24 protein-coding genes are annotated in these 26279 nt (G+C 70.4%); 4 read left to right on the forward strand and 20 right to left on the reverse strand.

Features of this window, described 5'->3' with window-relative positions:
• Positions 1 to 18: 18 nt before the first annotated feature.
• Positions 19 to 1275: a deoxyguanosinetriphosphate triphosphohydrolase gene (locus AAME72_RS17130; RefSeq protein ID WP_348790166.1), complete on the reverse strand. Its 1257-nt coding sequence runs from the start codon at positions 1273 to 1275 to the stop codon at positions 19 to 21.
• A 40-nt stretch (positions 1276 to 1315) separates the two neighbouring features.
• On the reverse strand, positions 1316 to 2533 hold the full coding sequence (dusB, locus tag AAME72_RS17135; protein ID WP_348787738.1) for a tRNA dihydrouridine synthase DusB: 1218 nt from the start codon (positions 2531 to 2533) through the stop codon (positions 1316 to 1318).
• A gap of 33 nt (positions 2534 to 2566) precedes the next feature.
• Between dusB and AAME72_RS17140 the strand changes: the two genes are divergently transcribed.
• Positions 2567 to 3130 (forward strand): YbaK/EbsC family protein, encoded by a 564-nt coding sequence (locus AAME72_RS17140; RefSeq protein ID WP_348787739.1) that lies wholly within the window; start codon positions 2567 to 2569, stop codon positions 3128 to 3130.
• Positions 3131 to 3273: 143 nt separating this feature from the next.
• Positions 3274 to 4041 (forward strand): hypothetical protein, encoded by a 768-nt coding sequence (locus AAME72_RS17145; protein WP_348787740.1) that lies wholly within the window; start codon positions 3274 to 3276, stop codon positions 4039 to 4041.
• A 280-nt stretch (positions 4042 to 4321) separates the two neighbouring features.
• Here the strand turns inward: AAME72_RS17145 and AAME72_RS17150 are convergent, their stop codons facing one another.
• The 3 genes from AAME72_RS17150 to recO are packed head-to-tail and all read right to left on the reverse strand — an operon-like array spanning position 4322 to position 6569.
• Complete coding sequence (locus tag AAME72_RS17150; RefSeq protein WP_348787741.1) at positions 4322 to 4993, reverse strand: DsbA family oxidoreductase; 672 nt, start codon at positions 4991 to 4993, stop codon at positions 4322 to 4324.
• Positions 4994 to 5022: 29 nt separating this feature from the next.
• Entirely contained in the window at positions 5023 to 5832 is an 810-nt protein-coding gene (locus AAME72_RS17155) for an isoprenyl transferase (protein WP_348787742.1), read from the reverse strand.
• Entirely contained in the window at positions 5829 to 6569 is a 741-nt protein-coding gene (gene recO, locus AAME72_RS17160; RefSeq protein ID WP_348787743.1) for a DNA repair protein RecO, read from the reverse strand. Before recO ends, AAME72_RS17155 begins: the two co-directional genes overlap by 4 nt.
• A gap of 32 nt (positions 6570 to 6601) precedes the next feature.
• Here recO and AAME72_RS17165 point away from each other — a divergent pair, with 32 nt between their 5' ends.
• Complete coding sequence (locus AAME72_RS17165) at positions 6602 to 7351, forward strand: TRIC cation channel family protein (RefSeq protein ID WP_348787744.1); 750 nt, start codon at positions 6602 to 6604, stop codon at positions 7349 to 7351.
• A gap of 158 nt (positions 7352 to 7509) precedes the next feature.
• Here AAME72_RS17165 and leuA read toward each other — a convergent pair whose 3' ends face one another.
• The 15 genes from leuA to hrcA all read right to left on the reverse strand — a co-directional run bounded on the left by leuA (position 7510) and on the right by hrcA (position 25545).
• Positions 7510 to 9285: a 2-isopropylmalate synthase gene (leuA, locus tag AAME72_RS17170; protein ID WP_348787745.1), complete on the reverse strand. Its 1776-nt coding sequence runs from the start codon at positions 9283 to 9285 to the stop codon at positions 7510 to 7512.
• A 137-nt stretch (positions 9286 to 9422) separates the two neighbouring features.
• The gene (locus tag AAME72_RS17175) at positions 9423 to 11888 is read right to left on the reverse strand and encodes a DUF2156 domain-containing protein (protein ID WP_348787746.1); all 2466 of its coding nucleotides are present in this window, start codon (positions 11886 to 11888) and stop codon (positions 9423 to 9425) included.
• Positions 11889 to 12034: 146 nt separating this feature from the next.
• Positions 12035 to 13315, reverse strand: a complete 1281-nt coding sequence (locus AAME72_RS17180) for an alpha/beta hydrolase-fold protein (RefSeq protein ID WP_348787747.1) — start codon at positions 13313 to 13315, stop codon at positions 12035 to 12037.
• A 108-nt stretch (positions 13316 to 13423) separates the two neighbouring features.
• A complete protein-coding gene (locus AAME72_RS17185; RefSeq protein WP_348787748.1) occupies positions 13424 to 14863 on the reverse strand; it encodes an ABC transporter permease in 1440 nt (479 codons plus the stop codon).
• Positions 14860 to 15609: an ABC transporter ATP-binding protein gene (locus tag AAME72_RS17190; protein ID WP_348787749.1), complete on the reverse strand. Its 750-nt coding sequence runs from the start codon at positions 15607 to 15609 to the stop codon at positions 14860 to 14862. Before AAME72_RS17190 ends, AAME72_RS17185 begins: the two co-directional genes overlap by 4 nt.
• A gap of 92 nt (positions 15610 to 15701) precedes the next feature.
• A complete protein-coding gene (locus AAME72_RS17195; protein WP_348787750.1) occupies positions 15702 to 16376 on the reverse strand; it encodes a response regulator transcription factor in 675 nt (224 codons plus the stop codon).
• Positions 16373 to 18226 (reverse strand): histidine kinase, encoded by a 1854-nt coding sequence (locus tag AAME72_RS17200; protein WP_348787751.1) that lies wholly within the window; start codon positions 18224 to 18226, stop codon positions 16373 to 16375. The genes AAME72_RS17195 and AAME72_RS17200 overlap by 4 nt, the downstream gene beginning before the upstream one ends.
• Before the next feature lie 95 nt (positions 18227 to 18321).
• Complete coding sequence (gene era, locus AAME72_RS17205; RefSeq protein WP_348787752.1) at positions 18322 to 19215, reverse strand: GTPase Era; 894 nt, start codon at positions 19213 to 19215, stop codon at positions 18322 to 18324.
• Positions 19212 to 20615: a hemolysin family protein gene (locus AAME72_RS17210; RefSeq protein WP_348787753.1), complete on the reverse strand. Its 1404-nt coding sequence runs from the start codon at positions 20613 to 20615 to the stop codon at positions 19212 to 19214. The genes era and AAME72_RS17210 overlap by 4 nt, the downstream gene beginning before the upstream one ends.
• A gap of 8 nt (positions 20616 to 20623) precedes the next feature.
• Positions 20624 to 21085, reverse strand: a complete 462-nt coding sequence (gene ybeY, locus AAME72_RS17215) for an rRNA maturation RNase YbeY (RefSeq protein WP_348787754.1) — start codon at positions 21083 to 21085, stop codon at positions 20624 to 20626.
• Positions 21086 to 21095: 10 nt separating this feature from the next.
• The gene (locus AAME72_RS17220) at positions 21096 to 22106 is read right to left on the reverse strand and encodes a PhoH family protein (protein WP_348790167.1); all 1011 of its coding nucleotides are present in this window, start codon (positions 22104 to 22106) and stop codon (positions 21096 to 21098) included.
• Between the two features lie 112 nt (positions 22107 to 22218).
• Entirely contained in the window at positions 22219 to 22581 is a 363-nt protein-coding gene (locus tag AAME72_RS17225) for a histidine triad nucleotide-binding protein (RefSeq protein WP_348787755.1), read from the reverse strand.
• A 72-nt stretch (positions 22582 to 22653) separates the two neighbouring features.
• The gene (locus AAME72_RS17230; RefSeq protein ID WP_348787756.1) at positions 22654 to 23382 is read right to left on the reverse strand and encodes a 16S rRNA (uracil(1498)-N(3))-methyltransferase; all 729 of its coding nucleotides are present in this window, start codon (positions 23380 to 23382) and stop codon (positions 22654 to 22656) included.
• Position 23383: 1 nt separating this feature from the next.
• Positions 23384 to 24496 carry a molecular chaperone DnaJ gene (gene dnaJ / locus AAME72_RS17235; RefSeq protein ID WP_348787757.1) on the reverse strand — a complete coding sequence of 371 codons (1113 nt, stop codon included), beginning with the start codon at positions 24494 to 24496 and terminating at the stop codon, positions 23384 to 23386.
• A 29-nt stretch (positions 24497 to 24525) separates the two neighbouring features.
• Complete coding sequence (gene hrcA / locus AAME72_RS17240) at positions 24526 to 25545, reverse strand: heat-inducible transcriptional repressor HrcA (protein ID WP_348787758.1); 1020 nt, start codon at positions 25543 to 25545, stop codon at positions 24526 to 24528.
• Positions 25546 to 25703: 158 nt separating this feature from the next.
• On the opposite strand from hrcA, the gene AAME72_RS17245 reads away from it, so the two are divergent.
• Entirely contained in the window at positions 25704 to 26222 is a 519-nt protein-coding gene (locus AAME72_RS17245) for a DUF4870 domain-containing protein (RefSeq protein WP_348787759.1), read from the forward strand.
• The last annotated feature ends 57 nt before the right edge of the window (positions 26223 to 26279 follow it).

Raw genomic sequence — 26279 nt, forward strand, 5'->3', positions numbered from 1 at the left:
CGCGCCGTGCCGTCGTGCTCAGTGCTGCACGAGCCGCTCGTACCAGCTGAGCGCCGACTGGTCGGTGAGGCTCGCGACCTGGTCGACGACGACCCGCTTGCGCGCGGCGTCGTCCTTGGCGAGCCGCCAGTCCTCCTGGAAGCCGGGGTCGAGCTCGTCCGGCCCTCGCGAGAGCAGCAGGTCCGCGAGCGTGGTCAGGATCTGGCGCTGCTGCGCGTAAATCGGCTGCCGGGTGTTCCTGGACATCACGAAGGTCGCGACGATTCCCTTGAGCACCGCGATCTCCGCACGGATCTCCGCAGGGACGACCACGTCGGCGCCGAACCGCAGCAGCGCCGTACGGCCGGAGGTCTCCTTCGTGGCGTGCACGGCCGCGTGGGCGAAGCGCCCGATGAGTTGGCTCGTGAGGTTCTTCAGATGGGCCTGGGCGCGTCGGCTGCCGTCCCAGGTGTCCAGCCAGATGTCGAGGCTGTCGAGGCGGTCGAACGCGGCGATCAGCTCGTCGTGGCTGAACTCGCCGCCGACCCACTCGTACATCGAGCGCACGAGGTCGTCGTGGTCGACCCGGGTGCCGAGGGCCGCCACGTCGATGTAGCCGTTCACGACCGCGTCCTCGAAGTCGTGCACGGAGTAGGCGATGTCATCGGAGAGGTCCATCACCTGCGCCTCGATGCAGCGCTGGCGGTCGGGGGCGCCGGCGCGCATCCACTCGAAGACGGCGTTGTCGTCGGCGTAGAAGCCGAACTTCGCGCGGCCGCTCGGGTCGGCGACCGAGCTGGACTCCGGCCAGGGGTACTTGCAGCTCGCGTCGAGGCTCGCCCTGGTCAGGTTGAGACCGTAGGGATGACCGTCCCTGCCGAAGACCTTCGGCTCCAACCGGGTGAGCAGTCGCAGCGTCTGGGCGTTGCCCTCGAACCCGCCGATGTCCTCCGACCAGCTGTTGAGGGCCCGTTCGCCGTTGTGACCGAAGGGTGGATGCCCGATGTCGTGGGCGAGGCAGGCGGTGTCGACGATGTCGGGGTCCAGCCCGAGGCTGTTGGCGAGTTCACGCCCGACCTGGGCGACCTCCAGCGAGTGCGTGAGGCGGTTCCGGGCGAAATCGAGCCCCGCGGTCGGGCTCAGCACCTGGGTCTTCGCCGCGAGCCGCCGCAGCGCGCTGGAGTGCAGCAGCCGGGCGCGATCGCGCGCGAAGTCGCTTCGCCGGTTCGAGTGCTGCTCCGGCAGCCAGCGCTCGCGGTCGCGATCGGTGTACTCGGGCGAAGGCGCGGCCTGCACCCTGGCCGTCCTGGCGGTCGTTCCGACCGCCGCCGTCGCCTCATCCGCCACTGTTGTGCACCTCCGCCTCGGCGACCTCGGCGCGGCCGACGCCGTCCAGCTCGCGACTGTTGAGCCAGCCCTCGGGGAGCGCCGGCTTCTTCGGGGACCCGGCGCGTCCGCGCTGACCCTCCGCGGCCTCGCCCGGGTACTCCTGGTCCCAGTCGAGCGTCGCCAGCAGGTCGTCGAGGTGGGCGAGGGTGTCGACCGTCGCGAGGCTCGCGCGCAGGTCGCCACCGACCGGGTAGCCCTTGAAGTACCACGCGACGTGCTTGCGGATGTCGCGGCAGCCGCGTTCCTCGCTCTCGAAGAACTCCACCAGGAGCTCCGCGTGCCGACGGAACGTGGCGGCCACCTGGCCGAGCGTCGGATGCGCCTGCGCACGCTGCGCCTCCTCGGCGCTGATCTCGCCCGCCCGGGCGCGGAACGCGGCGGCCAGGTCGCCGAACAGCCACGGGCGGCCGAGGCAGCCGCGCCCCACGACGACGCCGTCGCAGCCGGTCTCCTCGACCATCCGGATGGCGTCCGCCGCCGACCAGATGTCGCCGTTGCCGAGCACCGGCGTGCCGGTGATGGTCTCCTTCAGCTTCGCGATCGCCGACCAGTCGGCGTGGCCCGAGTAGAACTCGGCTGCGGTGCGGGCGTGCAGCGCGATCGACGCGACCCCTGCGCCCTCGGCCGCCTTCGCCGCCTCGAGATAGGTGAGGTGGTCGCTGTCGATGCCCTTGCGCATCTTGACGGTCAACGGGATGCTCCCGGCCGCCTCGACGGCGCCTTCGACGATCTCGCGGAAGTGCGTGAGCTTCCACGGCAACGCCGCTCCCCCGCCCTTGCGCGTGACCTTGGGCACGGGGCAGCCGAAGTTGAGGTCGATGTGATCGGCACGGTCCTCGGCGACGAGCATCGTCACGGCCTCGCGGACGGTCTTCGGGTCGACACCGTAGAGCTGGATGCTGCGCGGCGTCTCCGACTCGTGGTGGGTGATCAGCCGCAGCGACTCGGGGGTGCGCTCGACCAGCGCCCGCGAGGTGATCATCTCGCTGACGTACAGACCGGCGCCGAATTCGCGGCAGAGCCGCCGGAACGCGGTGTTCGTGATGCCCGCCATCGGCGCGAGGACGACGGGCACATCGAGCCGGAGCGGTCCGATGGACAGCCGCGACGACGGCGTGGCGCCGGTTAGAGTGGCACCGGGAGTGAGGGTGGCGGTAGTAGACATCTGATTCGATTCTCCCAGAAAGCGTGCTGGAGCATGACTGAGAGCCCGGAATCTGTGGATGACGTCCGCGGGAACGCGGCGGTGGAGGACTCCACCGCGCCCATTCCTCCGACGGCCGACGCCGACGGCGGCGCGGGCCGCGCCCGTGTCGAGGCCGATGCGGAGGCCAGGGGCGTGCCGATCCGGGTCGTCGAGCGTCCCGCCGCGCGGAGCCTCCAGGAGGCGGCGGCTCTGCTGGGCATCGAGCCTTCCGACATCGTCAAGACGCTCGTCGTCAAGCGCAGCGACGACACCTTCGTCTTCGCGCTGGTGCCAGGGGGCCGGAAGATCTCCTGGCCCAAGCTGCGCGGCATCCTGCACGTGAACAAGCTCCAGCTGCCGGACGCATCCGTCGCCCTCGCCGCCACCGGCTACGAGCGCGGTACGATCACCCCGTTCGGCAGCACGACGGCGTGGCCCATCGTCGCCGACGCGTCGATCCCCGGCCGCACGGTCTCGATGGGCGCCGGGGCCCACGGCTACTCCCTCTTCGTCGACGCAGACGCCCTCATCGCCGCCTTCGACGCGACCGTCGCCGACATCACCGACCCCGAGTAGCGCCTCGCCCGGCCCCCTGCCCGGGCCTCGATCGGTCGCGACACGCCGCCTCGCCGGACTCGTGACGGCACGTCGCGACCGATCGTCGGGAGCCGGGCTGTGGATAACGCGGCCGGTCGGCGCGAGACTGTCAGGGTGGCGGCATGAAAGCTCCCCTGCCGCTTCCGACCGGTCTCCGTTCGGCACCCTTCTCGACATCGGACGCCGCTGCCGCCGCGGTCGTGCGCAGCCGCCTCCGTCGAAGCGACCTCGTCGCGCCCTATCGAGGCACTCGCGCGCACGCCGCCTCGTTCGACGGCAGCCTTCTCGCGCGCTGCCGGACGTACGCTGCCGACATGCCGCCGTCACGATGCTTCAGCCACGCGACCGCGGCGCGACTGCACGGGATCGTTCTGCCGTCGCGGGAGGTCGACGACCGGGCCCTGCATGTCTCGAACCTTCGCGGAGGCCGGGCGCCGCGCGGGCCGGGAGTGATCGGGCACACGATCTCCCTGCACGAGAATTCGATCGCCTCAGTGGACGGACTTGCCGTGTTCGCGCCGTCCGAAGTGTGGTGCCAACTCGGCGCTCGACTCACCGTCGCGGAACTGGTGGTCGCAGCGGATTCGTGCCTGCGACGCGCGGGACCGCTCAGCACCCTCGGGGAACTGCGTCTCGCGGTCGCCCGTTGGCGGGGCAGGCGCGGTGTTGATCGTCTGCGAGCGGCGATCCCGCTCGCGCGTGAGCGCACCGACTCAGCGATGGAAACGCTGCTGCGGCTCGCTATCGTCGGCGCAGGCCTGCCGGAGCCGATCGTCAACCGGCCGATCCAGACGGCCGGCCGCACGCTGCACGGCGACCTCGTCTACCCGCGGGCTCGGCTCGTCATCGAATACGACGGCGACCATCACCGCGCGGATGCCCGCCAGTAATCCTCGGACGTCGACCGGCTCTGGCAGCTCGAGTCCGCCGGCTGGCGCGTACTCCGCGTCAACCGCTCCCACACGGCCGACGACTTCGCGATCGCGGTTGCTCGAATCCGGGCCGCGCTGGGCGCGAGCGGTCGCGACGCGCCGTTGTTGCGCGGATGACGCGGCGTGTCGCGACCGATCGTCGGCTACTCCGCCGGGGCTGCCGGGGGCAGCTCGCAGGTGTCGCCGTCGCAGACGACGGCGGACGGGTCGCCGAGCGGGATCAGGGAGGGGCCGCCGGTCATGCTGACACCTGCTCGCGCTCGGACCAGACCTGCTCCAGCACCTGGGCGAAGGTCTGGGCGTCCTGGGCGCCGGAGACGCCGTACTTGCCCTCGATCACGAAGAAGGGGACGCCGTTGATGCCGAACTCCCCCGCGGTGCGCTGGTCGTCGCGCACGGCGTCGACGTACTCGCCGGACTCGAGCGCTGCGAGTGCGGCGGCACGATCGAGGCCGACCTCGGCGGCCAGGTCGGCGAGATCCTCGGTGCGGCCGACATGACCGCCCTCGATGAAGTAGGCGCGGAACAGCCGCTCCGCGAGCTCCAGCTGCTTTCCGTGCGCCTTCGCGAAGTGCAGCAGCTCGTGCGCCTTCACCGTGTTGGTGTGCTGGAGGTTGTCGTAGTCGTAGTCGAGCCCGACCGACGAGGCGATGCCGGTCACCCGCTCGATCATCTGACGCGCCTGCTCTGCCGGGATGCCCTTGTGGCCCGCGAGATAGTCGACCTCGCTCCCCTGGAAGTCGACCGGGGTGTCGGGCGAGAGCTCGAAGGAGTGGTACTCGACCTCGACGGCCCTGCCGTCGCCCGCGCCCGCGAACAGGCCGCTGCCCGCCTCGAACTTGCGCTTGCCGATGTAGCACCAGGGGCAGGCGATGTCGGACCAGATGTCGATCTTGATGGGTTCGCTCACGACGGGGACAACGTCGTGCAGTGCTGCAACTATTCCGACGCGCTCGGCGCATCCACCGCTCCGCCGAAGCGGCGGTTCCGGCGCGCGAAGATGTCGATCGCCTCCCAGAGGTCTGTGCGGCTGAAATCCGGCCACAGCCGGTCGAGGAAGACCATCTCCGCGTACGCGCTCTGCCAGAGCAGGAAGTTGCTTGTACGCTGCTCTCCCGAACTCCGGACGAACAGGTCGACGTCGGGCATGTCCGGCAGGTACAGATGGCGCTGGATGGTCTTCTCGCCCACCGCCGACGGCTTGAGGCGGCCCGCCGCCACCTCCTCGGCGATGCCGCGGACCGCGTCCGCGATCTCGGTCCGTCCGCCGTAGTTGACGCACATCGTGAGAGTGAGGACGTCGTTGCCCGCGGTCAGCCGCTCGGCGTACTGGAGCTCCTTGATGACCGACGACCACAGCCGCGGCTTGCGCCCGGCCCAGCGCACACGCACGCCCCACTCGTTCAGCTGGTCGCGGCGGCGGTGCAGCACCTCCCGGTTGAAGCCCATCAGGAAGCGGACCTCGTCGGGCGAGCGCTTCCAGTTCTCCGTGGAGAACGCGTACACGCTGAGGTGCTTGACGCCGACCTGGATGGCGCCGGCCACGACGTCGAGCAGCGACGCCTCCCCGGCCCGGTGACCCTCGATGCGGGTCAGACCCTGCCGGTTGGCCCAGCGGCCGTTGCCGTCCATCACGATCGCGACGTGCTCGGGGACGGCGCCCGGCGGGAACGCGGGTGGGTAGACCCCCGTCCAGTCGACCGGACGGTACGCGACCGCATCCTTGTGGGTGTACGGCTTGGGGCTCATCCACTCGCCTTCTGATCGTGCTGGACGTGCTGCAACGAGCGGAGTCCGCGTTCGAGGTGCCACTGGGTGTACGCGGCGACGATCCCGTTCGCCTTCGAACGGGTCGCGTCGTCGGCCGCCTCCGCCGTCTCCCAGTCGCCGGTGAGGAGGGCGCCGAGCAGGCCGATGGTCAGCGCATCCACCCGCGGTGCGCCCTGCGGCGCGCAGTCCGGGCAGACGACGCCGCCGAGCTGGACGACCACCTGGTCGTGCGGCCCCGGCGTCCCGCAGCGGGAGCAGTCGAGGAAGCTCGGCGCCCAGCCGGCGAGCGAGAGCGCGCGCAACAGGTAGGAGTCGAGCGTCAGCCCGGGCCCGTGCTCGCGCCGGGAGAGCGAGCGCAGCGCGCCGACGAGCAGCAGGTACTGCTGGAGGGACGCCTCGGCGTCGGTGAGCCGGTCCGCCGCCTCGACCATGGCGTTCGCCGCCGTGTAACTCGCGTAGTCGTCGGCGATCAGCGCGCCGTACGCCCCCAGCGACTCCGCCTGGGTGATCACATCGAGGCTGCGGCCCTCGTACAGCTGCACGTCGGCGACCATGAACGGCTCCAGGCGCGAGCCGAACTTGGACGCTGTGCGCCGCACGCCCTTGGCGACCGCGCGGATCTTGCCGTGCTGCCTGCTGAGCATGGTGACGATGCGGTCGGCTTCCCCCAGCTTGTGGGTGCGCAGCACGACGGCTTCATCACGGTAGACAGGCACGACTCCAGTATCCCGCGTGATACAAGTGTCAGGTGACAACCGCCGCCTTCTCGATCCCCCTCTGGGGCGACCTGGTGGCCGTCGGCGTCGGCAGCCTGCAGGGCGCCATGTTCGCCTCCGGCTTCCGTGACCGCCGGCTCGACCTGCTCGGCGTCGCGATCATCGGCGTCGCGACCGGGGTCGGCGGCGGTCTGCTCCGCGACCTGATGCTGAACGTGACCCCGGTCGCCCTTCAGTCCAACTGGTATCTGCCGGCGACGGTCGTCTCCGCGCTCATCGGCATGCTGCTGATCCGGCTGTTCCGCAGGCTCGACCCGATCATCACCTTCCTGGATGCGCTCACGATCGGCCTGTTCGGCGCGATCGGGGCGACCAAGGCCCTCGCGCTCGGGATGCCGGAGGTGCCCGCCGTGTTCGTCGGCGTCGTCTCCGCTGTCGGCGGATCCATCCTCCGCGACGTGCTGCTCAACCTGCCCATCGCGCTGATGCACGTCGGGTCGCTGTACGCGGTGGCGGCGGGCGCTGGCACGGTGGTGCTCGTCGTGCTGGTCGACCTCGGCGTCCCGGCGAGCATCGCGGCGGTCGTCTGCGTCGTGGTGACCCTGATCATCCGGCTGCTGGCTGTCCGGTTCGGCTGGAGCCTGCCGGAGCAGCGGGAGCTCGGCCGCATCCGCACGCCCCGGTGGATGGCGTTCGGCCGCCGCCCGAGCGACGAGCGGACGTTCGAGCGCACCGACACCGGCGCCATCCCGCGCTACCGCATCGACAAGCCGGACGCCTGACCGCGCCGGGACGGGAGGATGCGGGGCCGGAAACGGCCGAGAACGCGGGGAAGGGAGGAGTTCCGGGCCGGCTGGCCGGGGAACTCCTCCCTTCCCGCGTCTAGGCCGCGTTTAAACCGCGTCGAAGCGAGGTCGACGCCGCGTCGAGGCCGCGGCGCTTACGCGCCGACCAGCTCCGCCTCGGAGGCCTGCTCGGCGGACGCGCGCACCGCTCGGTTGACGGCCGAGACGACCGCCTTGAACGAGGCCGTCGTGGTGTCCGCGTCGATTCCGACGCCCCAGAGCCGCACGCCGTCCACATCCAGCTCGACGTACGCCGCGGCGGATGCCGACTCGCTCGCCGAGAGCGTGTGCTGCGAGTAGTCGTAGAGGTGGGCGTTGATGCCGCGGGCGTTCAGGATGTCGAAGAACGCGGCGATCGGGCCGTTGCCCTCCCCCGTCGCCTTCGCCACCGAGTCGCCGTCGCGGAGCGTGACCGTGAGGGTGACATGCTCGCCGGACTCGTTGGTCGTGCTGGTGCTGCCGAGCTCGAAGCGTCCCCACTTCGCGTCGGCGTCCGCGGCGGGAGCCGGCAGGTACTCGTCCTGGAAGATCGCCCAGATCTGGTCGCTGGTGACCTCGCCGCCCTCCGCGTCCGTCTTCGCCTGCACGACGCCGGAGAACTCGATCTGCAGCTTCCGCGGCAGGTCGAGCGCGTGGTCGTTCTTCAGCAGGTAGGCGACGCCGCCCTTGCCGGACTGCGAGTTGACGCGGATGACCGCCTCGTAGCTGCGGCCCAGATCTTTCGGGTCGACCGGCAGGTAGGGCACGGCCCAGACCAGGTCGTCCACGCTCTTGCCCTCGCGCTCGGCCTGCGCGGCCATCGCCTCGAAGCCCTTCTTGATGGCGTCCTGGTGCGAGCCGCTGAACGCGGTGAAGACCAGGTCGCCGCCCCACGGGCTGCGCTCGCCGACCGGCAGCTGGTTGCAGTGCTCGACGGTGCGCTTGATCTGGTCGATGTCGCTGAAGTCGATCTGCGGGTCGATGCCCTGCGTGAACAGGTTGACGCCCAGCGTGACCAGGTCGACGTTGCCGGTGCGCTCACCGTTGCCGAACAGGCAGCCCTCGATGCGGTCGGCGCCGGCCATGTAGCCGAGCTCCGCCGCGGCGACCGCGGTGCCGCGGTCGTTGTGCGGGTGCAGCGACAGGATGACGTTCTCACGGTGGTTCAGGTGCCGCGACATCCACTCGATCGAGTCGGCGTAGACGTTCGGCGTCGCCATCTCGACCGTGGCGGGCAGGTTGATGATGACCTTCCGCTCCGGCGTCGGCTCGAAGATCTCGAGCACCTGGTTGCAGATGTCCGCCGCGAACTCCAGCTCGGTGCCGGTGTACGACTCGGGCGAGTACTCGTAGTAGATCTCGGTGCCGGGAACGGTCGACTCGAACTGCTTGCACAGCCGCGCGCCGGAGAGGGCGATGTCGATGATGCCCTGCTTGTCGGTGCGGAAGACCACTTCCCGCTGCAGGATGCTCGTGGAGTTGTACAGGTGGACGATCGCCTGCTTGGCGCCGACCAGCGACTCGTACGTGCGCTTGATCAGGTGCTCGCGCGACTGGGTCAGCACCTGGATGGTGACGTCGTCCGGGATCGCGTCCTCCTCGATGAGGCTGCGGACGAAGTCGAAGTCGGTCTGGCTGGCCGACGGGAAGCCGACCTCGATCTCCTTGTAGCCCATCCGCACCAGCAGGTCGAACATGATGCGCTTGCGCTCGGGGCTCATCGGGTCGATCAGCGCCTGGTTGCCGTCACGCAGATCGACGGCGCACCAGCGCGGCGCCTCGGTGATGCGGGCGGAGGGCCAGGTGCGGTCGGGCAGGTCGACGCGGATCTGCTCGTGGAAGGGCCGGTACTTGTGGATCGGCATGGCGCTCGGCGCCTGGGTGTTCTTCATGGTCTGTTTTCTCCTCGCGGTGTGGTGTGGAGAGCCGACGACGAACTCCGCGACGAGGGAGGCCCGGAACTAGGACTCGTCGCGGCAGCTAAGAAGGAGCAGACCGTACACAGAAACAACGGTACCACGGCGGTTCATCACCCGCGCCCCACCGCCAGCGACGCGGCCTGGGCCACGGAGAGCTCCGGCAGGTAGGCGCGGACCAGGGCGACGCCGATCGTCGGGAGCGCGACCGGGTCCGGATAGGCCATGATCACGGGGTGCAGCTCGGGCTGGAACTTCTGCTTGAACTTCAGCAGGGAGCGGAAGCCGTACACCGGCTCCAGCGAGCTGCTCAGGTAGTCGAGGATGCGGTCCATCCCGCTGCGGTCGCCCTCGGCGGCACCCGCTGTGTGCGCGAGCGGGGCGGCCGAGAGGCTCATGAACTCGACGCCCTCCTCCTTCATCCGCGTCGCCGCCTCCGCGATCAGGAACTCCATCACGCCGTTGATGCTGCCCGGGCGCCGGCGCATGAAGTCCAGCGTCCAGCCGATCACGATGCCCTCCCGGTAGCTCGGCAGCCAGCTGGTGACGCCCTCGATGCGGCCGTCCTCGCCGACGGCCAGCATCAGCCGGACGGCCGGGTCGCGCAACTCGTCGAGGCCGCCGAGGGTGAAGCCCATCTCGGGCAGGTCCTTCTCCGCGACCCACTGCTCGGAGATGTCGGAGAGCTGGACCGCGGCGCTCAACGGCAGAGCGGCGTACGTCGTCCACTCGGCGCGGATGCCCGCCCGCTGCGCCCGGTTGATCGAGCTGCGGACGTCCTGCCACTTCTTCCCCGTCGTCGCCCACTGCTGCGGGCGGATGACGGTCTCCTCCGCGACCGTCATCGTCGACCATCCCATCCGGTGGAACAGCGGCTCGTAGGTCGCCTCCACGCTGTAGAACACCGGGATCCAGCCGCGGTCGTCGCAGTACCGCGCGAAGTGCTCGATCGCCGCGTCGTGCGGTGGCGGACCGCCGAACGGGCCTCCGGTGGTCAGCGCGACGCGGCCGACCACGCGGTAGGCGATGGCGCGGCCGTCGACCGGGTCGAACCAGTAGCTGTTGCCCGGCCAGGTGGACATGAACGAGATCGCGTCTCCCCCGCCGCGTTCGAGCAGCGCCCTGGCGCGTCCGGCGTCTCCGGTCGCGCGCCGGCCGGCGCCGCCGCCCATCATCAGCGGGATCGCCGCGACGATCACGACCAGCCAGAAGACCGTACCGATGTTGTGGTAGACGAAGGTGGCGAGCGGTGTGGTCGGCAGGTACTGCACCGGCTCCCGTCGCAGAAAGCTGACCGGGACGAATCGCTCCAGCACGTCGTCGAACAGGTCGCTGAGCTCGATCGGCCGAGTGAAGCCGGTGTCCTTCTGCAGCCAGCCGATGAGCACGTACGCGACGACGAGCCCGACGCCCGTCAGCACCACCGTGAGCACGTACCTGCGAACCGCACGCGCCGAGGGCAGCACCGTGAAGTGCCGCCGGAAGACCACGAGGAGGACGGCCATCGCCAGCGGCACCAGCGCAGACAGCGAGAGCATCGCCGTCACCTCCCAGTAGCGCGGCGAGAAGCCGGGATGCGCGTTCGCCAGCGGCAGGATGCCGAAGTACAGGGCGGAGAGGACGGCGAGCAGCCCGTTCACCGCGACACCGAGCCACACCGCGAACCGGCGGCCGCGCAGAAGACCGTAGGCGGCGACGAGGAGCACCAGCAACGGGAGCACCGAGAGCAGCACCGGCCCGAGCCCGCTGATGCGGACCAGGGTGAGGTCCTGCACGCAGTCGCGGGTGACCGCCCAGGCCTGGCAGCGCTCCAGCACGCTGCCGGTGTCGGGAGCGCCGGAAGTGAACAGGAGGCCGATCGGCGAGAGCATCCCGTAGCGGGACTTGGTGAGCAGGCCGATCACCGGGCCGAGCGCCGAGATCGTGACGGCGGAGGCCAGCAGCACCCTGACCTCGTGGTGCGAGCTGCGCCGCCAGCCGGCGACGCGCGCGCTCGGGCGCAGCAGGATGCCGAGCGCGAGACCGGCGAGGACGGCCAGCAGCCGGTACAGGTCGGAGGGCAGCCCGGAGTAGAGCACGTACATGATCGCGACGAGCAGCGTCACGACCCGGATGCGGCGGCGCCACAGCGTCCCCGCGAAGGCACTGGCGGCCATGATGGTGCCGCCGAGCGCCGTGAACACGTCGAGCACGACGAGGTGGTGCACGTTGCGCGACCAGAGCTCTCCCGCGCGCGAGCCGAGCATCTGGAGTCCGGCGCCGACGACGATTCCTGCGATGGCGGTGCCGAAGAACGCGACGGCCGTCCGCCAGGTGCCCATCAGTCGCTCCGCCGCGCCGACGAGCACCACCGTGAGCGTGAGCGCGACGATCAGCTCGGCGAGGTCGTCGGTGAACAGCACTGCCGTGACCGGAGACCACCAGTGCCCAGCGACGAGCTGATCGGCTCCGGTGCCCAGCCAGCCGCGCAGCGGCCGGTGCGGTCCGTGCAGCGGACCGGTCGAGAGTGCCAGCACCAGGACGAGCAGCGTGATGCCCGTGGTGAACGGGTGCCGCGCCACGACCCGGCCCGCGCGCACGAGCAGTCCCTTCGGGCGCCGAGGGGCACGTTGTTGTCGCTTCTCGGGCACGGAAGCGACAACGACGTGCCCTTCGGCGGAGGGATCCGAGGGGGTGGCGGGAGTGGAAGAGGTCGAAGGGGTCGAAGGGGTCGGGGTCGGGTTCGTCATGGGAGCAGTCCCATCTGCGCGGCCATCGCCGGGAGGCCGGCCACGATCGTGTGCCGCACGGTGTTCCAGTCGTGGGCCGTCCCCGGGGAGATCAGCAGGTCGCTCCTCATCCCGGCCTTCAGCGCCTCCCCGTGCAGCGTCTTCGCGAAGGCGGTGTACTTCGCATCGTTCTGTCCGGCCCCGAAGACGATCAGGGAGTCCCGGTATGGCGTGTGCGCCGCCATCATCGCCGCCGGCTGGGCGCGCTCGTAGGCGGCCTTCGAGCCCTCGAACCCGGTCTGGATGGTGAGGTTCTCATCCCCCAAGGTCGGTCCGAGCTCGCTGGAGGAGGCGATCGCCGAGCCGAACAGCTCGGGATGCCCGGTGGCGATCTGCGTCGCGCAGGTCGCCCCCTGCGAGTAGCCGAGGATCCCCCAGGCGCGCGGGTCGCTGCTGACCCGGAGGTGCGAGGTGATCCAGTCCCGCACGTCGGTGAGCAGGTAGGTTGCCGAGTTCCCGTACGCCCGCGAGTCGACGCACATCGGGTTCCTCCCCGGTCCGCCGAGCTGGTCGGGGGCGACCACGATCGGCGCGTAGCCGCCGTGCTTCGCGGCGAAGGAGTCCATGACGGTGGCGACGCGGCCCGCGGTGAACATGTCCGCCGGTGCGCCGGGCTGCCCGGAGAGCGCGTAGAGCACAGGAAGCGCGGGCGGCGTGGGGCCGAGCGCGATCGGCGGCAGGTAGACGACGGCGCGCCGCGCGGGGAAACCGGAGTGCGTCGCGGGGATTCGGACGGTGCCGATCTCCCCCTTCGCCGGCGGGTCGGTCTGCGGAGTGGTCGCCCGGTAGTCCACCCCGGCGACGACCTCGCCGTGCTCGGCACGCAGGTCCAGCGCCTTGTAGGGCACGACGCCGAGGGCGTCATCGAGGTTCCGGTAGGCGCCGAAGTCGACGTTCACCCCCGCGAACGCGGCGAGCAGGAACACCGGGATGCTGATCGCCGCGACCAGCTTCCGCCACCAGCGCGAACGGAACAGGTTCGCGACCGCGAGACAGACTCCGGCGAATCCCAGCGCGACCCACATCGTGGTCACCGGCGTGAGCCCGACCCCGAAGATGTTCATGACGTCGTCGGTGAACCAGACGATCAGCCAGCCGAGCAGGCCGCCGGCGACGGCGGCGATCAGCCCCGCCAGCGTGCGGCGCCATGTCGGTCGGATCACGAGGTAGAGCGCCAGCACCGCCGTGATGCTGTACACCGCGATGAGGAACGGCGGCTTGTCGATCCTCAGGGTCATGAGCCAGTTCAGGGCGGGTCCTCTCTCTAGCCTCCGGAGAGACAGTATGGGTCACACAGCCTGCGGAGAGCTGAGGCTTGATGAGCGTCCAGGAAACTTGGAGCGCACTCACTCGACGGCGAGGGCCTCCACCGGCGAGACGCGCGTGGCCCTGCGGGTGGGCGCGACCGACGCGGTCACCGCGAGAGCCGCGGCGGCGACCACGATGAGCGCCAGGAACGGCCACGGCACCGCCGGGACCACGAGGCCGCCTCCCGGGATCTGGCCGAGCAGCGCCTGGGCCCCGATCCAGCCGTAGGCGGCGCCGAGCACCAGCCCCGTCAGCACGGCGGCGACGGTGAGCTGAACGCTCTCGGCGAGGATCATCCGGCGCACCTGCGCGGCGCTCAGACCGAGCGCTCGCAGCAGTCCCAGTTCGCGCCTGCGCTGCATCACGCTGAGCGAGAGGCTGTTGACGACGCCGACGGCGGCGATCAGGGCGGAGAAGCCGACGAGCACGCTGAAGACCACCATCGTCACGATGAGGATATTCTCAGTGCCTTCGTACAGACCCGGCTCCTTCTTCGCCGCGCTGTGGATCATGTCCAGCCACGACTGGATGGCCACGACGAACATCGTGACCAGCGTGACGCCGATCACCAGGCCGATCGCCGTCCGGGAGCTGCGTTCCGGGTTGCGGACCGCGTTCGCCGCCGCGAGCCTGCCTGCGGCGTCCCGACCGAACAGGGCACCGACGGCGCGCAGCACCGCGGGCAGGAACAGCGGCGCCGCCTGGATGATCCCGGTGAACGACAGGATGCCGCCCACCATCGACACCAGCACGCCGTACGGTCCGAGCTCGATGAGGAACGCGACGCCTGTCCCGTTGAAGGCGCCGAGGCCGAGCAGGACACCGGCCACGAGCAGCACGATCCCCGGCACCAGCAGGATGAGCGAGACCGCCAGTCGCCCGCGGCTCCGGACGGCTTCCGCCGGCCGCTCCTGGGCGGCGCCGAGGGCCTGGATCGGCGTCACCGAGAGCACGCGCCTGCTCCCGATCCAGGACGCGAGCCAGGTGGTCAGGAGAACCGCGACGACGGGCACGAGCAGGCCCGGCGTCAGCACCGGATACGACAGGTCCGGCAGCACGCCGACCGCGGTGAACACCCGCACGGCGACAAGGGCGAGCACCGCGGCGGATGCGCCTCCCGCGAGCGAGCCGATCGCACCGACGGCGAGACCCTCCCCGGCGACCGACCGGCGCTGCGCCGTCGCGCTCGACCCGATCAGGCGCAGCAGCGCGATCGTGCGCGTCCTGCCGGCGATCACCGTGGCGAAGGTGTTCGTCGTGACGATCGCGCCGACGTAGACCGCGATCACGAAGAAGATCCCCGCCACGATCGCGAGCACGATCTGCACCGTCGTGCTCTCGCCGAGCTCGGTGGACGAGATGTACGCGGAGAGGATGTTCGTCGTCGCCAGCAGCGCGACCCCGAACGCGGAGCTGAGCGCGGCGACCAGGACGCTGGCGCGGTGGTCGCGCGCATTGGCGCGGAACGCGGTGATCACGCGTGCGCCTCCATCCCGAGCATGAACGCGGAGATGTCCTCGGCGCTGGCGCGGTCGCGCTGCGCGGCGATGCGGCCGTCGGCGAGGAACACGGTGGTGTCGGCGAAGCTGGCGGCGACCGGGTCGTGGGTGACCATCGCGATGCTCTGGCCGTATCCGGCGGCGGCCTCCCGCAGGATGGTCAGCACCTCGCGGCCGGTCCGCGAGTCGAGGTTGCCCGTCGGCTCGTCGGCGAAGATCAGGTCGGGACGCGTCGCGAGCGCCCGCGCGATGGCGACGCGCTGCTGCTGGCCGCCGGAGAGCTCGTGCGGCCGGTGGGTCAGCCGCCCGGCGAGGCCGAGCGAGTCGACGAGCCGGTCGATCCAGTCCTGCTGCTCGACCGTGGGCTTCCGCCCGTCGATCTCGAACGGCAGCCGGATGTTCGCCCGCACGTCGAGCGTCGGCACCAGGTTGAACGACTGGAAGACGAAGCCGATCCGCCGGCGGCGCAATACGGTCAGCTCCGCGTCGCCGAGCGAGGTGATCTCGGTGTCGCCGAGGAAGACGCGGCCGCTGGTGACGGTGTCCAGCCCCGCCATCACGTGCATGAGCGTCGACTTGCCCGAGCCGCTCGGGCCCATGATCGCGGTGAACCGGCCGGCCTCGATCCCGAGGCTCACCCCGTCCAGCGCGTTGACGCGCCCGGCGCCGGTTCCGTAGGTCTTGGTGGCGGCCTCGACGCGGGCCACGAACGCAGGAGTTTCCATGCCTCAACGCTAGGAAGCGCGGAGGTGCCGGCGAATCGGTCTCAGGTCCTTCCCGCGTCACTCCGGAGGATGATTCGCCGATGGGCCCGGCGTCAGGCGTTGCCGGTGAGCCCGTGCTCGAACGCGTACACCACCATCTGGACGCGGTCCCGCAGCCCGAGCTTCGCCAGGATGCGGCTGATGTGCGTCTTGACGGTCGCCTCGCTGAGGAACTCCGACCCGGCGATCTCGGCGTTGCTGAGCCCGCGCGCGGCCAGCACGAAGATCTCGCGCTCCCGGGTCGTCAGCGTGCCGAACTCGGGCGGCTCGGGCTTCGTCCGGTGGTCGTTGGAGAAGTGCTCGAACAGCTCGCGCGTGGCGCCGGCGGCGATGACCGCGTTGCCGGCGTGCACCGTGCGGATGGCCGCGAGCAGGAACTCGGGCTCGGCGTCCTTCAGCACGAACCCGCTCGCCCCGCCCCGGATCGCCCGCGCCGCGGCCTCGTCGAGGTCGAAGGTGGTGAGCACGACGATGCGCGGCGGCGTTCGCCCCTCGCGCTCGGCCTCCGCGACGATGGTGCTCGTGGCGGCGATGCCGTCCATCACGGGCATCCGGATGTCCATCAGCACGACGTCCGGCCGCGCCGTGCGTGCGAGCTCCACGCCCTCCCTGCCGTCTGCGGCCTCGCCGGCGAACTCCAGATCGGGCTGCGAGCCGACGAGCATCCGCACGCCGGCGCGGAACAGGGCCTGGTCGTCGACGAGCGCGACGCGGATCGGGCCGCTCACGCGGCCGCTCCCGCACCGGCGGGGAGGAAGGCGGAGACGAGGAACTCGCCTCCCGTCGCCCCGGCGGAGAGCGTGCCGCCGGCCAGCGCCGCGCGCTCGCGCATCCCGGGCAGGCCGTGCCCGATCCGCGGCACGGAGCCGGTGGACGAGGGTTCTTGGGGCTGGGTCTTCATGGTGTTCCTCACGGTGATGTGGATGCCGGGGCCGCCCGCGTCCCTGCCCACCTCGGCCAGGCCGACGGTGGCGGGGAGCGAGGTGTCCCCGTGCCGGAGCGCGTTGGTGAGCGCCTCCTGCACGATGCGGTACCCGGCGATCTGCTGGGCGGAGCCGAGGCCGGCGAACTCGCCGGAGCGCTCGAGCACGACGTCGAGGCCCGCGGCGCGGATCTGCTCCACGGTCTGCTCGATGTCGGCCAGACTCGGCTGCGGGCCCTCCGGCTGCGACTGCCGCAGCTCGGCCAGCAGCACGCGGACGTCACCGAGGGCGGAGCGGGCGGTGGAGGCGATGGTCTTCAGCGCCTCGTCGACGGCCTCTGGGTCGCCGTGGCGTGCGTAGCGGGCGCCGTCGGCCTGTGCGATGACGACGGCGAGCGAGTGCGCGACGACGTCGTGCATGTCGCGGGCGATGCGGGTGCGCTCCTGCTCGACGACGACGTCCTGCTCCGCGCGGTTCCTGTCGATCTCGGCCGCGATCTGCGCGTGCCGGGAGAACCGGGCGTTGCGCCAGGTTCGCATGAGCAGCCCGAGCACCCAGGACAGCCCGAGCACGGTCGCGCTGACGACGAAGAGGAACGCGAACTGGAGGGCGAAGCTGGTGAACGACGTGGACAGCAGGTCGAAGTAGCCCTGGCTGAGCGCCGACGTGAGCGACAGGTACAGCGCCGCGACGAAGGCGCCGACGCCCGCCGAGATGAGCCCCGCGTACCTGACCACCCTGTCGCCGTACGCCGCCGTCGCGTAGAGCACGATCAGCACGCCGATGTCGCTGACCAGGATGTTGTGGCCGGTCACCATCTGCAGCACCGCAGCGAGCCACGCGAGCGCGAGGGAGACGACAGGCGACATCCGGCGCAGCGCCACCGCGACGGCGAAGATCATGAGGACGACGTAGGTGCTCCTGCCGCCGTCGGAGAGGGCGAGCGGGAGGTCGGTCACCAGGCAGAAGGCGACGAAGGCGACCGCGCCGCCGACATCGAAACCGAGCTGCCTCCTGGTGAGCCGGTGCACCAGCCCCGCACGGTCGGGGTCTTCCGGGGTCACGGCGACGCCGCCGGAGGAGGCGAGCCAGACGAGCACGGACGAGCCCTGCGTCGCCGTCGCCCGCTGCCGGGCCACCAGGTAGCCGAGCAGCCATGCGGTCACGAACACGACCGCGAGCAGCAGGCTCATCAGCAGCAGTCCGACGCCCTGGCTCGTGTAGTAGCCGCCGATGACCGGGCCGAGCTGCGGGAACTTGATCTCGCCGCGCACGGTGAAGAGGTAGGCCATCGCCGGCGCCCAGAGCAGGCCGGAGGTGAAGCCGAGCCAGCGCGCGACCGGGCCGCCGTGCGACGCCAGCCCGAACAGCGCGATCAGCACCGCCACCGCCGAGATCACCCGGTACGGCGCCGGCATGATCCCCGACTCGGTCAGTTCCGCCAGCACCGCGAACCACGTCAGCCCGAGCGCGACGCCGGGCAGAACGCGCGACACCGCGACGCCCGCGCAGTAGAACAGGACGGCGAGGGAGGCGGTGAGGTCGAACGGCAGGCCGCTCACCAACCAGGCCAGGAACAGCGCGAGCGCCAGCGCGGGCTCCAGCACCCAGCGGTGCGGAGCGAGCGCGCTGGTCAGGCGTGTGCGGTCCGGCATCCTTCTACGGTACGGGGACACACGGCCGGGACCCGCATCCGGCCGACGGAATCATCCTGCGGATGTACGCCAGGCGGCACACGGAAGCCGCCGGCTCAGAAACCGAGGCGGCCGAGCTGCTTCGGGTCGCGCTGCCAGTCCTTCGCCACCTTCACCCGGATCGAGAGGAAGACGTGGCGGCCGAGCAGCGCCTCGATCGGCGCGCGGGCAGCAGCGCCGACGTCGCGGATCCGGCTGCCGCCCTTGCCGATCACGATCGCCTTCTGGCTGTCGCGCTCGACGAACAGGTTGGCGTAGATCTCGACGAGGTCTTTGTCGTCGCGCTCCACCATGTCGTCGATGGTGACCGCGAGGGAGTGCGGCAGCTCGTCCTCGACGCCCTCGAGCACGGCCTCGCGGATGTACTCGGCGATGCGGTCCTCCAGGCCCTCGTCGGTCACCGCATCGTCCGGGTAGAGCGGGCCGGGCGATTCCGGCAGCAGCCGCATCAGCTCGCTCGTGAGCGTGTCCAGCTGGATGCTGCTGGCCGCGGAGATCGGGACGATCGCCTCCCACTCGCGCAGCGCGGACACCGCGAGCAGCTGCTCCGCCACCTGCGTCTTGCCCGCCCGGTCGATCTTGGTCACGATCGCGACCTTCTTCGCGTTCGGGTAGTCGTCGAGCTGGTCGTTGATGAACCGGTCGCCGGGGCCGATCTTCTCGTCGGCCGGCACGCAGAACCCGATCACGTCCACGTCGCCGAGCGTCGACTGCACGAGCGTGTTCAGCCGCTCGCCGAGCAGCGTGCGCGGCCGGTGGATGCCGGGCGTGTCCACCAGGATGAGCTGGCCCTGCTTCTGGTGGACGATGCCACGGATGGCCCGCCTGGTGGTCTGCGGCTTGGAGCTGGTGATCGCGACCTTCTCGCCGACGAGGGCGTTGGTGAGCGTTGACTTGCCGACGTTCGGCCGTCCGACGAACGAGACGAATCCGGCGTGGTAGGTGGTCACGAGCGGGCCTCCTTGGGCTGCTTGTCGGTGCGCTTCTCATGGCGCGGCTTCTCTGTGCGCTGCTTGTCGGTGCGCTGGTGCTTGTCCGGGCGGCCGTGGCGCTCGGTCTTCGACCGCGCCTGCCGCTCTTCCGGCACCGGGAGGAGCGCAGGGTCGCGTTCGACCAGGACGGTCGCGACGTGCTTGTGCCTGCCCTCGATCCGGTCGACGGTGAACAGCAGTCCGTGCACGGCGACCGTGGAGCCGACCTCGGGCAGCCGTCCCAGCGCCTTCGACACGAGCCCGCCGACGCTGTCGACGTCCTCGTCCTCGATCTCGATGTCGAACAGCTCGCCGAGGTCGTCGATCGCGAGCCGGGTCGCGACGCGGTAGCGCCCGGCGCCGAGCTCCTGGATCAGGTCCGGCTCGTGGTCGTACTCGTCGGAGATGTCGCCGACGAGCTCCTCGATCAGGTCCTCCAGGGTGACGAGCCCCGCGATCCCGCCGTACTCGTCGACGACCATCGCGAGGTGGTTCGACTCCCGCTGCATCTCGCGCAGCAGCGCGTCGGCCTTCTGCGACTCCGGGACGAACAGCGCGGGGCGGGTCAGCTCTCCCATCGTGATGGCGTCGGCGCCGAGCGCGCTCTCGAAGCTGAGCTTGGCGACATCCTTCAGGTAGAGGACGCCGATCACCTCGTCAGGGTCGCCGTCGATGACCGGCATCCTGGACACGCCCGTGGAGAAGAACAGCCCCATCGCCGTCCCGAGCCCGGCCGTCGTGTCGATGGTGACCATGTCCGTGCGCGGGATCATCACCTCGCGCACCACGGTGTCGCTGAACTCGAAGATGGAGTGGATGAGCTCGCGGTCGTCCTCCTCGAGCACGTCGAACTCCGTCGCCTCATCGACGATGCTGAGCAACTGCTCCTCGCTCGTCACCGGGGCGGAGCGCGCACGCGACGGCGTGACCCGATTGCCCAGCGCGACCAGCCCGCCCGGGATCGGGCCGAGCACGACGCGCACGAATCGCACGATCGGTGCCGAAAGCCGCAGCAGGAACGTCGAGTTCGCCCGGCCGACGCTGCGCGGGCTCGCCCCGACCAGCACGAAGGAGACACCGGTCATGATCAGCGCGGAGAGGATCAGCGAGATCCACCACTCCTCGAAGATCTGCTCGAACGCGAGCGTCACGAGCACGGCCGCGGTCGTCTCGGAGATGATGCGGCTGAAGTTGACGGCGTTCAGGTACGGGCCGGGATCCTCCGCGATCGCCCGCAGGGACTTCTTCGCCCGCGAGGTCTCGGCGAGGTCGGCGATGTCGCCGCGCGACTGCACACTGAGCGCCGCGTCCACGGCGGCCATCAGACCGCCGAAGGCGACGAGCAGGAAGGCGACGACGAAGAACAGCGCCTGGAGCATCCGGCCGCCTACCGCTGTCGGTCGTAGCGGGAGAAGCCCACCAGGATGTCGCGCTGGATGCCGAACATCTCCCGCTCCTCGGCGGGTTCCGCGTGGTCGAAGCCGAGCAGGTGCAGGATGCCGTGTGTCGTCAGCAGCAGCAGTTCGTCCATGAGGGTGTGCCCCGCTGTCTCCGCCTGCATCTGCGCGACCTGCGGGCAGAGCACGACGTCGCCGAGCAGACCGGCGGGCGACGGCTCCTCCTCGGTGCCGGGGCGCAACTCGTCCATCGGGAAGCTGAGGACGTCGGTCGGGCCGGGCTCGTCCATCCACTGCACGTGGAGCTGCTCCATGGCCGCCTCGTCCACGAGGACGATCGCGAGCTCCGCGTCCGGGTGCACGTGCATGATGTCCAGCGCGTAGCCGGCGAGCCGCTGCAGGACGGCCTCGTCGACCTCGATGGCCGACTCGTTGTTGACTTCGATGCTCACGGGTGCGGTCCTATCGTCGCTTCGGGAGGTGGTCGCGCGGGTTCGGCCGGCGGCGCTCGGCGCGGTTCGCGAACTCGGCGGCCTGCTCGCGCTCGAACTGGCGCGCCTGCTGCTTGGCGTCGTACGCGGTGTACGCGTCGACGATGCGGCCGACGAGGCTGTGCCGCACGACGTCCTCGCTGGTCAGGCGCGCGAAGTGGATGTCGTCGATGTCGCCGAGAACGCGGGTCACGAGGCGGAGGCCGCTCGCCGCGTTCGGCAGGTCGATCTGGGTGATGTCACCGGTGACGACCATCTTCGAGTTGAAGCCGAGACGGGTCAGGAACATCTTCATCTGCTCCGGCGTGGTGTTCTGCGCCTCGTCGAGGATGATGAAGGAGTCGTTCAGCGTGCGCCCGCGCATGTAGGCGAGCGGCGCGACCTCGATGGTGCCTGCCGCAAGAAGCTTGGGGACGAGCTCCGGGTCCAGCATCTCGTTCAGCGCGTCGTACAGCGGGCGCAGGTACGGGTCGATCTTGTCGGTCAGCGTGCCGGGGAGGTACCCCAGCCGCTCCCCCGCCTCGACGGCCGGACGGGTGAGGATGATCCGGTTGACCTCCTTGCGCTGCAGCGCCTGCACGGCCTTGGCCATCGCCAGGTAGGTCTTACCGGTACCGGCGGGGCCGATGCCGAAGACGATCGTGTTGTGGTCGATCGCGTCGACGTACTGGCTCTGCCCCAGCGTCTTCGGCCGGATGTTCTTGCCGCGCGCGGTGAGGATGGCCCGACCGAGCACGTCGGACGGGCTGAGATTCAGCCCGTTCTGCAGCATGCGCGCCGAGCTCGTCACCTCCGCGGGGCTGATCTCCTGGCCGTTGCGCACCATCTGCAGCAATTCCTCCAGCAGGCGCCGGGCGGCCTCCACCTGCACCGGGTCGCCGGTGAGGCTGATCTCGTTGCCGCGCACGTGAACGTTCACGAGCGGATACTGACGCTCGAGCGTCGTCAGGAGCCGGTCCTGCGGGCCGAGCAGCCGCACCATCTGGATGCCGTCGACACTGAGCCGCGCCTCGGCGCCGACCTGGGCCGGTCCCCCCTGTGCCGGTTCCTGCTGTGTCGGATCGTCCCGTGTCGGATCGTCCTGGGTTGGCTCGTTAGTCGGCAAGGCTTCCTTCCTCGAGCCCGCCTTCCGGCGAGCCCAGAACGTGCGCGTGGACGTGGAAAACGGTCTGTCCCGCGCCGGCGCCGGTGTTGAAGATCAGACGGAAATCGCCGTCCGCGTGCTCGTCGGCGAGCCGCTTGGCCGTCGCGACCAGCTCCGCGAGCAGGGCGGGGTCGCCCGCGGCGAGCTCCACGACGTCCCGATACGCCTCGGTCTTCGGCACCACGAGCAGGTGCACGGGCGCCTTCGGGGCGATGTCGCGGAACGCGATGATCCGCTCGCTGTCGAAGACGATGTCGGCGGGGATCTCCCCGGCGATGATCCGCGAGAAGATCGAGGGCTGAGCGGTTTCCATGACACCCATCCTATTCGTCAGGTGCTCTCGCGCTCCCCCGCGATCGCTGACGGCGCACGCGCTCGTCCGGCGTCACCAGCGCCCGAGCGCGGCGTTCAGCACGGCGAGGGCGGCGGGGCCGGCGGTCGAGGTGCGCAGGACCGTCGATCCCAGGCGCACGATCTCCCCACCCGCGTCCCGGAAGGCGTCCAGCTCGGCAGGCGCGATCCCGCCCTCGGGTCCTACCACCAGCGCGAGCGGGCGGCCGTCCGGCCGCACCGAGGTCAGCCGGGCGGTGCCGCTCGGCTCGAGGACCAGCAGGCGGTGCGTCGCACCGAGCGCCGCCACCTGCCGTGTCGAGGACAGCTCGCCGACCTCCGGCGTCCACGCACGGATGGACTGCTTGCTCGCCTCGCGGACGATGGCTCCCCACCTGTCCCTGCCCTTGGCGACCTTCTGCCCCTCCCAGCGGGAGACGGAACGGGCCGCGGCCCACGGGAGCACCGCGTCCACGCCGAGCTCCGTCGCCGCCTGCACGGCCAGCTCGTCCCGGTCGCCCTTCGCGAGCGCCTGCACGAGCGTGATCGACGGCTCGGCCCGCGGCACGCGCTGCACGCTCGCGACGTCGATCGTCAGCTCGGTGTTCGTCGCGACGAGCACCTCGCCCTCCGCCACAAGCCCGCGGCCGTTGCCGATCAGGATGGTCTCACCCGGACGAGTGCGGTTGACGGTCGCCGCGTGCTTCGCCTCGGCGCCGGTGAGTGACAGCCGGGCGCCCTCCTCGACGTCGGCCAGGTCCTCGCGCAGGTACAGCGAGCTCATGTCAGAGGTTCAGGAACCGGTCGCGCAGCTTCGCGAACAGCCCCTGCTGGAACCGCGCCAGCGAGGGCTCCGCCGCCGTATGGCTGGCCGCGAACTTCTTGATCAGCTCCTTCTCCTTGTGGTCGAGCTTCGTCGGGGTGACCACCTGGATGCCCACGCGCAGGTCGCCGCGGCCCTGGCCGCGCAGGTGCGTGATGCCGCGGTCCTTCACCGTCACGATGTCGGCGCTCTGCGTCCCCGGCTTCAGTTCGAGCCGGATGTCGCCGTCCAGCGCCTTGACGTTCGCCACCGTGCCGAGGATCGCGTCCACCATCGACACCTCGAGCGTGCACAGCAGGTCGTCGCCGTCGCGGCTGAAGACATCGTGGTGCTTGACCTTGATCTCGAGGTACAGGTCGCCGTTCGGGCCGCCGGCGGGACCGGCCTCGCCGGATCCGGGCATCTGCAGGCGCAGGCCGGTGTCGACACCGGCGGGGATGTCCACCGGCACGGTCCGGCGGGCGCGCACCCGGCCCTGCCCCTGGCAGGTGACGCACGGCGTCGCGATGACGGTGCCGTAGCCGCGGCAGGTGCCGCAGGGGCTGGAGGTCATCACGTTGCCGAGCAGCGAGCGCACCGAGCGCTGGATGCTGCCGGTGCCGTGGCAGATGTCGCAGGTCACCGGCGCGGTGCCCGGCTGGCAGCAGGAGCCGTTGCAGGTCTCGCAGACGACGGCGGTGTCCACCTCGAGGTCGCGGTGCGTGCCGAAGATGACCTCGTCGAGGTCGACCTCGACGCGCAGCAGGGCGTCCTGGCCGCGCTCCCGACGCGACCGCGGGCCGCGCTGCGACCCTCCGCCGCCCCCGAAGAACGTCTCGAAGATGTCGCCGAAGCCCGTGAAGTCCGCCCCGCCCGCTCCGCCGAAGCCGGTGGAGCCGCCGAGGTCGTACTGCTGACGCTGCTGCGGGTCGCTGAGGACGTCGTAGGCGTGCGTGACCAGCTTGAAGCGCTCCTGCGCCTCGCTGCTCGGGTTCACGTCCGGGTGCAGCTCGCGCGCGAGCTTCCGGTACGCCTTCTTGATCTCATCGGGGGTGGCGTTGCGGTCAACGCCGAGGACTTCGTAGTGGTCGGCCACGGAGGCTGTTCCTTCTTTTCGTTTCGTGTTCAGTCGCCCAGGAGGCGGGAGAGGTAGCGGGCGACGGCGCGCACGGCGGCCATGTTGCCCGAGTAGTCCATCCGGAGCGGGCCGAGCAGTCCGACGCGGGCGATGTCCGATCCCGCCGAACTGTAGCCGCTGGACATGACAGAGGTCTCAGCGAGCCCGAAGACGGCGTTCTCGCGACCGATGCTGACGGCGACGCCGTGCTGGTCGTGCGCCATCTCGTCGAAGAGGCGCAGCAGCACCACCTGCTCCTCGATCGCCTCGAGCACCGGCGTGATCGTTCCCGGGAAGTCGGTCTCGGTGCGCACCAGGTTCGCAGCGCCGGCCATCATCAGCTTCTCCTGGCGGTTCGCAGCGATCTGGTCGAGAAGGGCGCTCGCCACGGGCGCGACGAGCGCCCTGGTGCGCTCGGTGAGCGCGTCGGGAAGCTGACGCAGCCGCGCGGCGGCGTCTGCGAGCGAGAGCCCGGCCGCCGCCCCGTTGATGGCACCGCGGATCTCGGCGATGTCGGCGTCCTCGAGCTCCTCTGTCAGCTCGATCACCCGCTGCTCGACCGCGCCCGAGTCGGTGATCAGGACGCTGAGGAGCCGACGCGGCGCGAGCGCCACCAGCTCGATGTGCCGGATGCGCGAGCGCGCCACCGACGGGAACTGCACCAGCGCGACCTGGTTCGTGAGCTGCGACAGCAGCCGGACGGTGCGGGAGAGCACGTCGTCCAGGTCGAGCGACTGACCGAGGAACGTCTCGATCGCCGTGCGCTGTGCCGGGCTCAGCGGGCGCGCCTCCGCCAGGTGGTCGACGTACAGCCGGTAGCCCTTGTCGGTGGGGACGCGGCCCGACGAGGTGTGCGGAGCCGCGATCAACTCCTCCTCCTCGAGCAGCGCCATGTCGTTGCGGATCGTCGCCGCCGAGACGCCGAACGAGTGACGTTCGACGATGCTCTTCGAGCCGACGGGCTCCCGCGACTCGACGTAGTCCTGGACGATCACGCGAAGCACTTCGAGGCTCCGTTCCGAGACCATGCGACCGCCTCCCGTCGTTCCTTAGCACTCAACGTTCCTGAGTGCTAATCATATCGCGCGGAAACGCTGCAACGGATGATTGTCCACGGTGTCGGCCGGCAGTACTGTGTGCCCACCGGTTCGACAGAGGTCGCAACCGACCAGGAAAGGGTTCCGACATGACAGACCCGAATCAGCCCCCGGCCGACGGCCGGGACGACGTCCCCCCGTCACAGCCCGCCGGCTCCCAGCCATACGGCTCCCAGCCATACGGAGCGCCCGCCGGACAGCCCGCTGGCGCCGTCCCTCCCCAGCAGCCGTACGCCGCAACTCCCGGGGCGCCGCTCACCGCCGAGCAGGACAAGCAGTGGGCGTCCTTCGCGCACCTCGGCGGCATACTCTGGTTCCTGCCCTCCCTCATCATCTGGCTCGTGTTCAAGGACCGCGGCCGGCTGACCGATCAGGAGGCGAAGGAGGCCCTGAACTGGCAGATCACCTGGATCATCGCCTGGGTGGCCTCGCAGATCATCGGCGTGATCATCGGCTCGTTCACCTTCGGCATCGGCTGGCTGCTGTTCAGCCTGCTCATCCCGTGGGCCCTGTACATCGTGAACCTGGTGTTCTCGATCCTCGGGTTCGTGCGGGTGAACAGCGGAGGCACATACCGCTACCCCATCAACTTCCGGTTCATCAAGTAGGGAAACACTCTCGGCGTCTTCTCAGATTCCCCCTCGGCCCCCTAGGCTGAGAGCCGT

This window comes from Leifsonia sp. NPDC080035, assembly GCF_040050925.1.
In the GTDB taxonomy this organism is placed as follows: Bacteria; Actinomycetota; Actinomycetes; order Actinomycetales; family Microbacteriaceae; genus Leifsonia.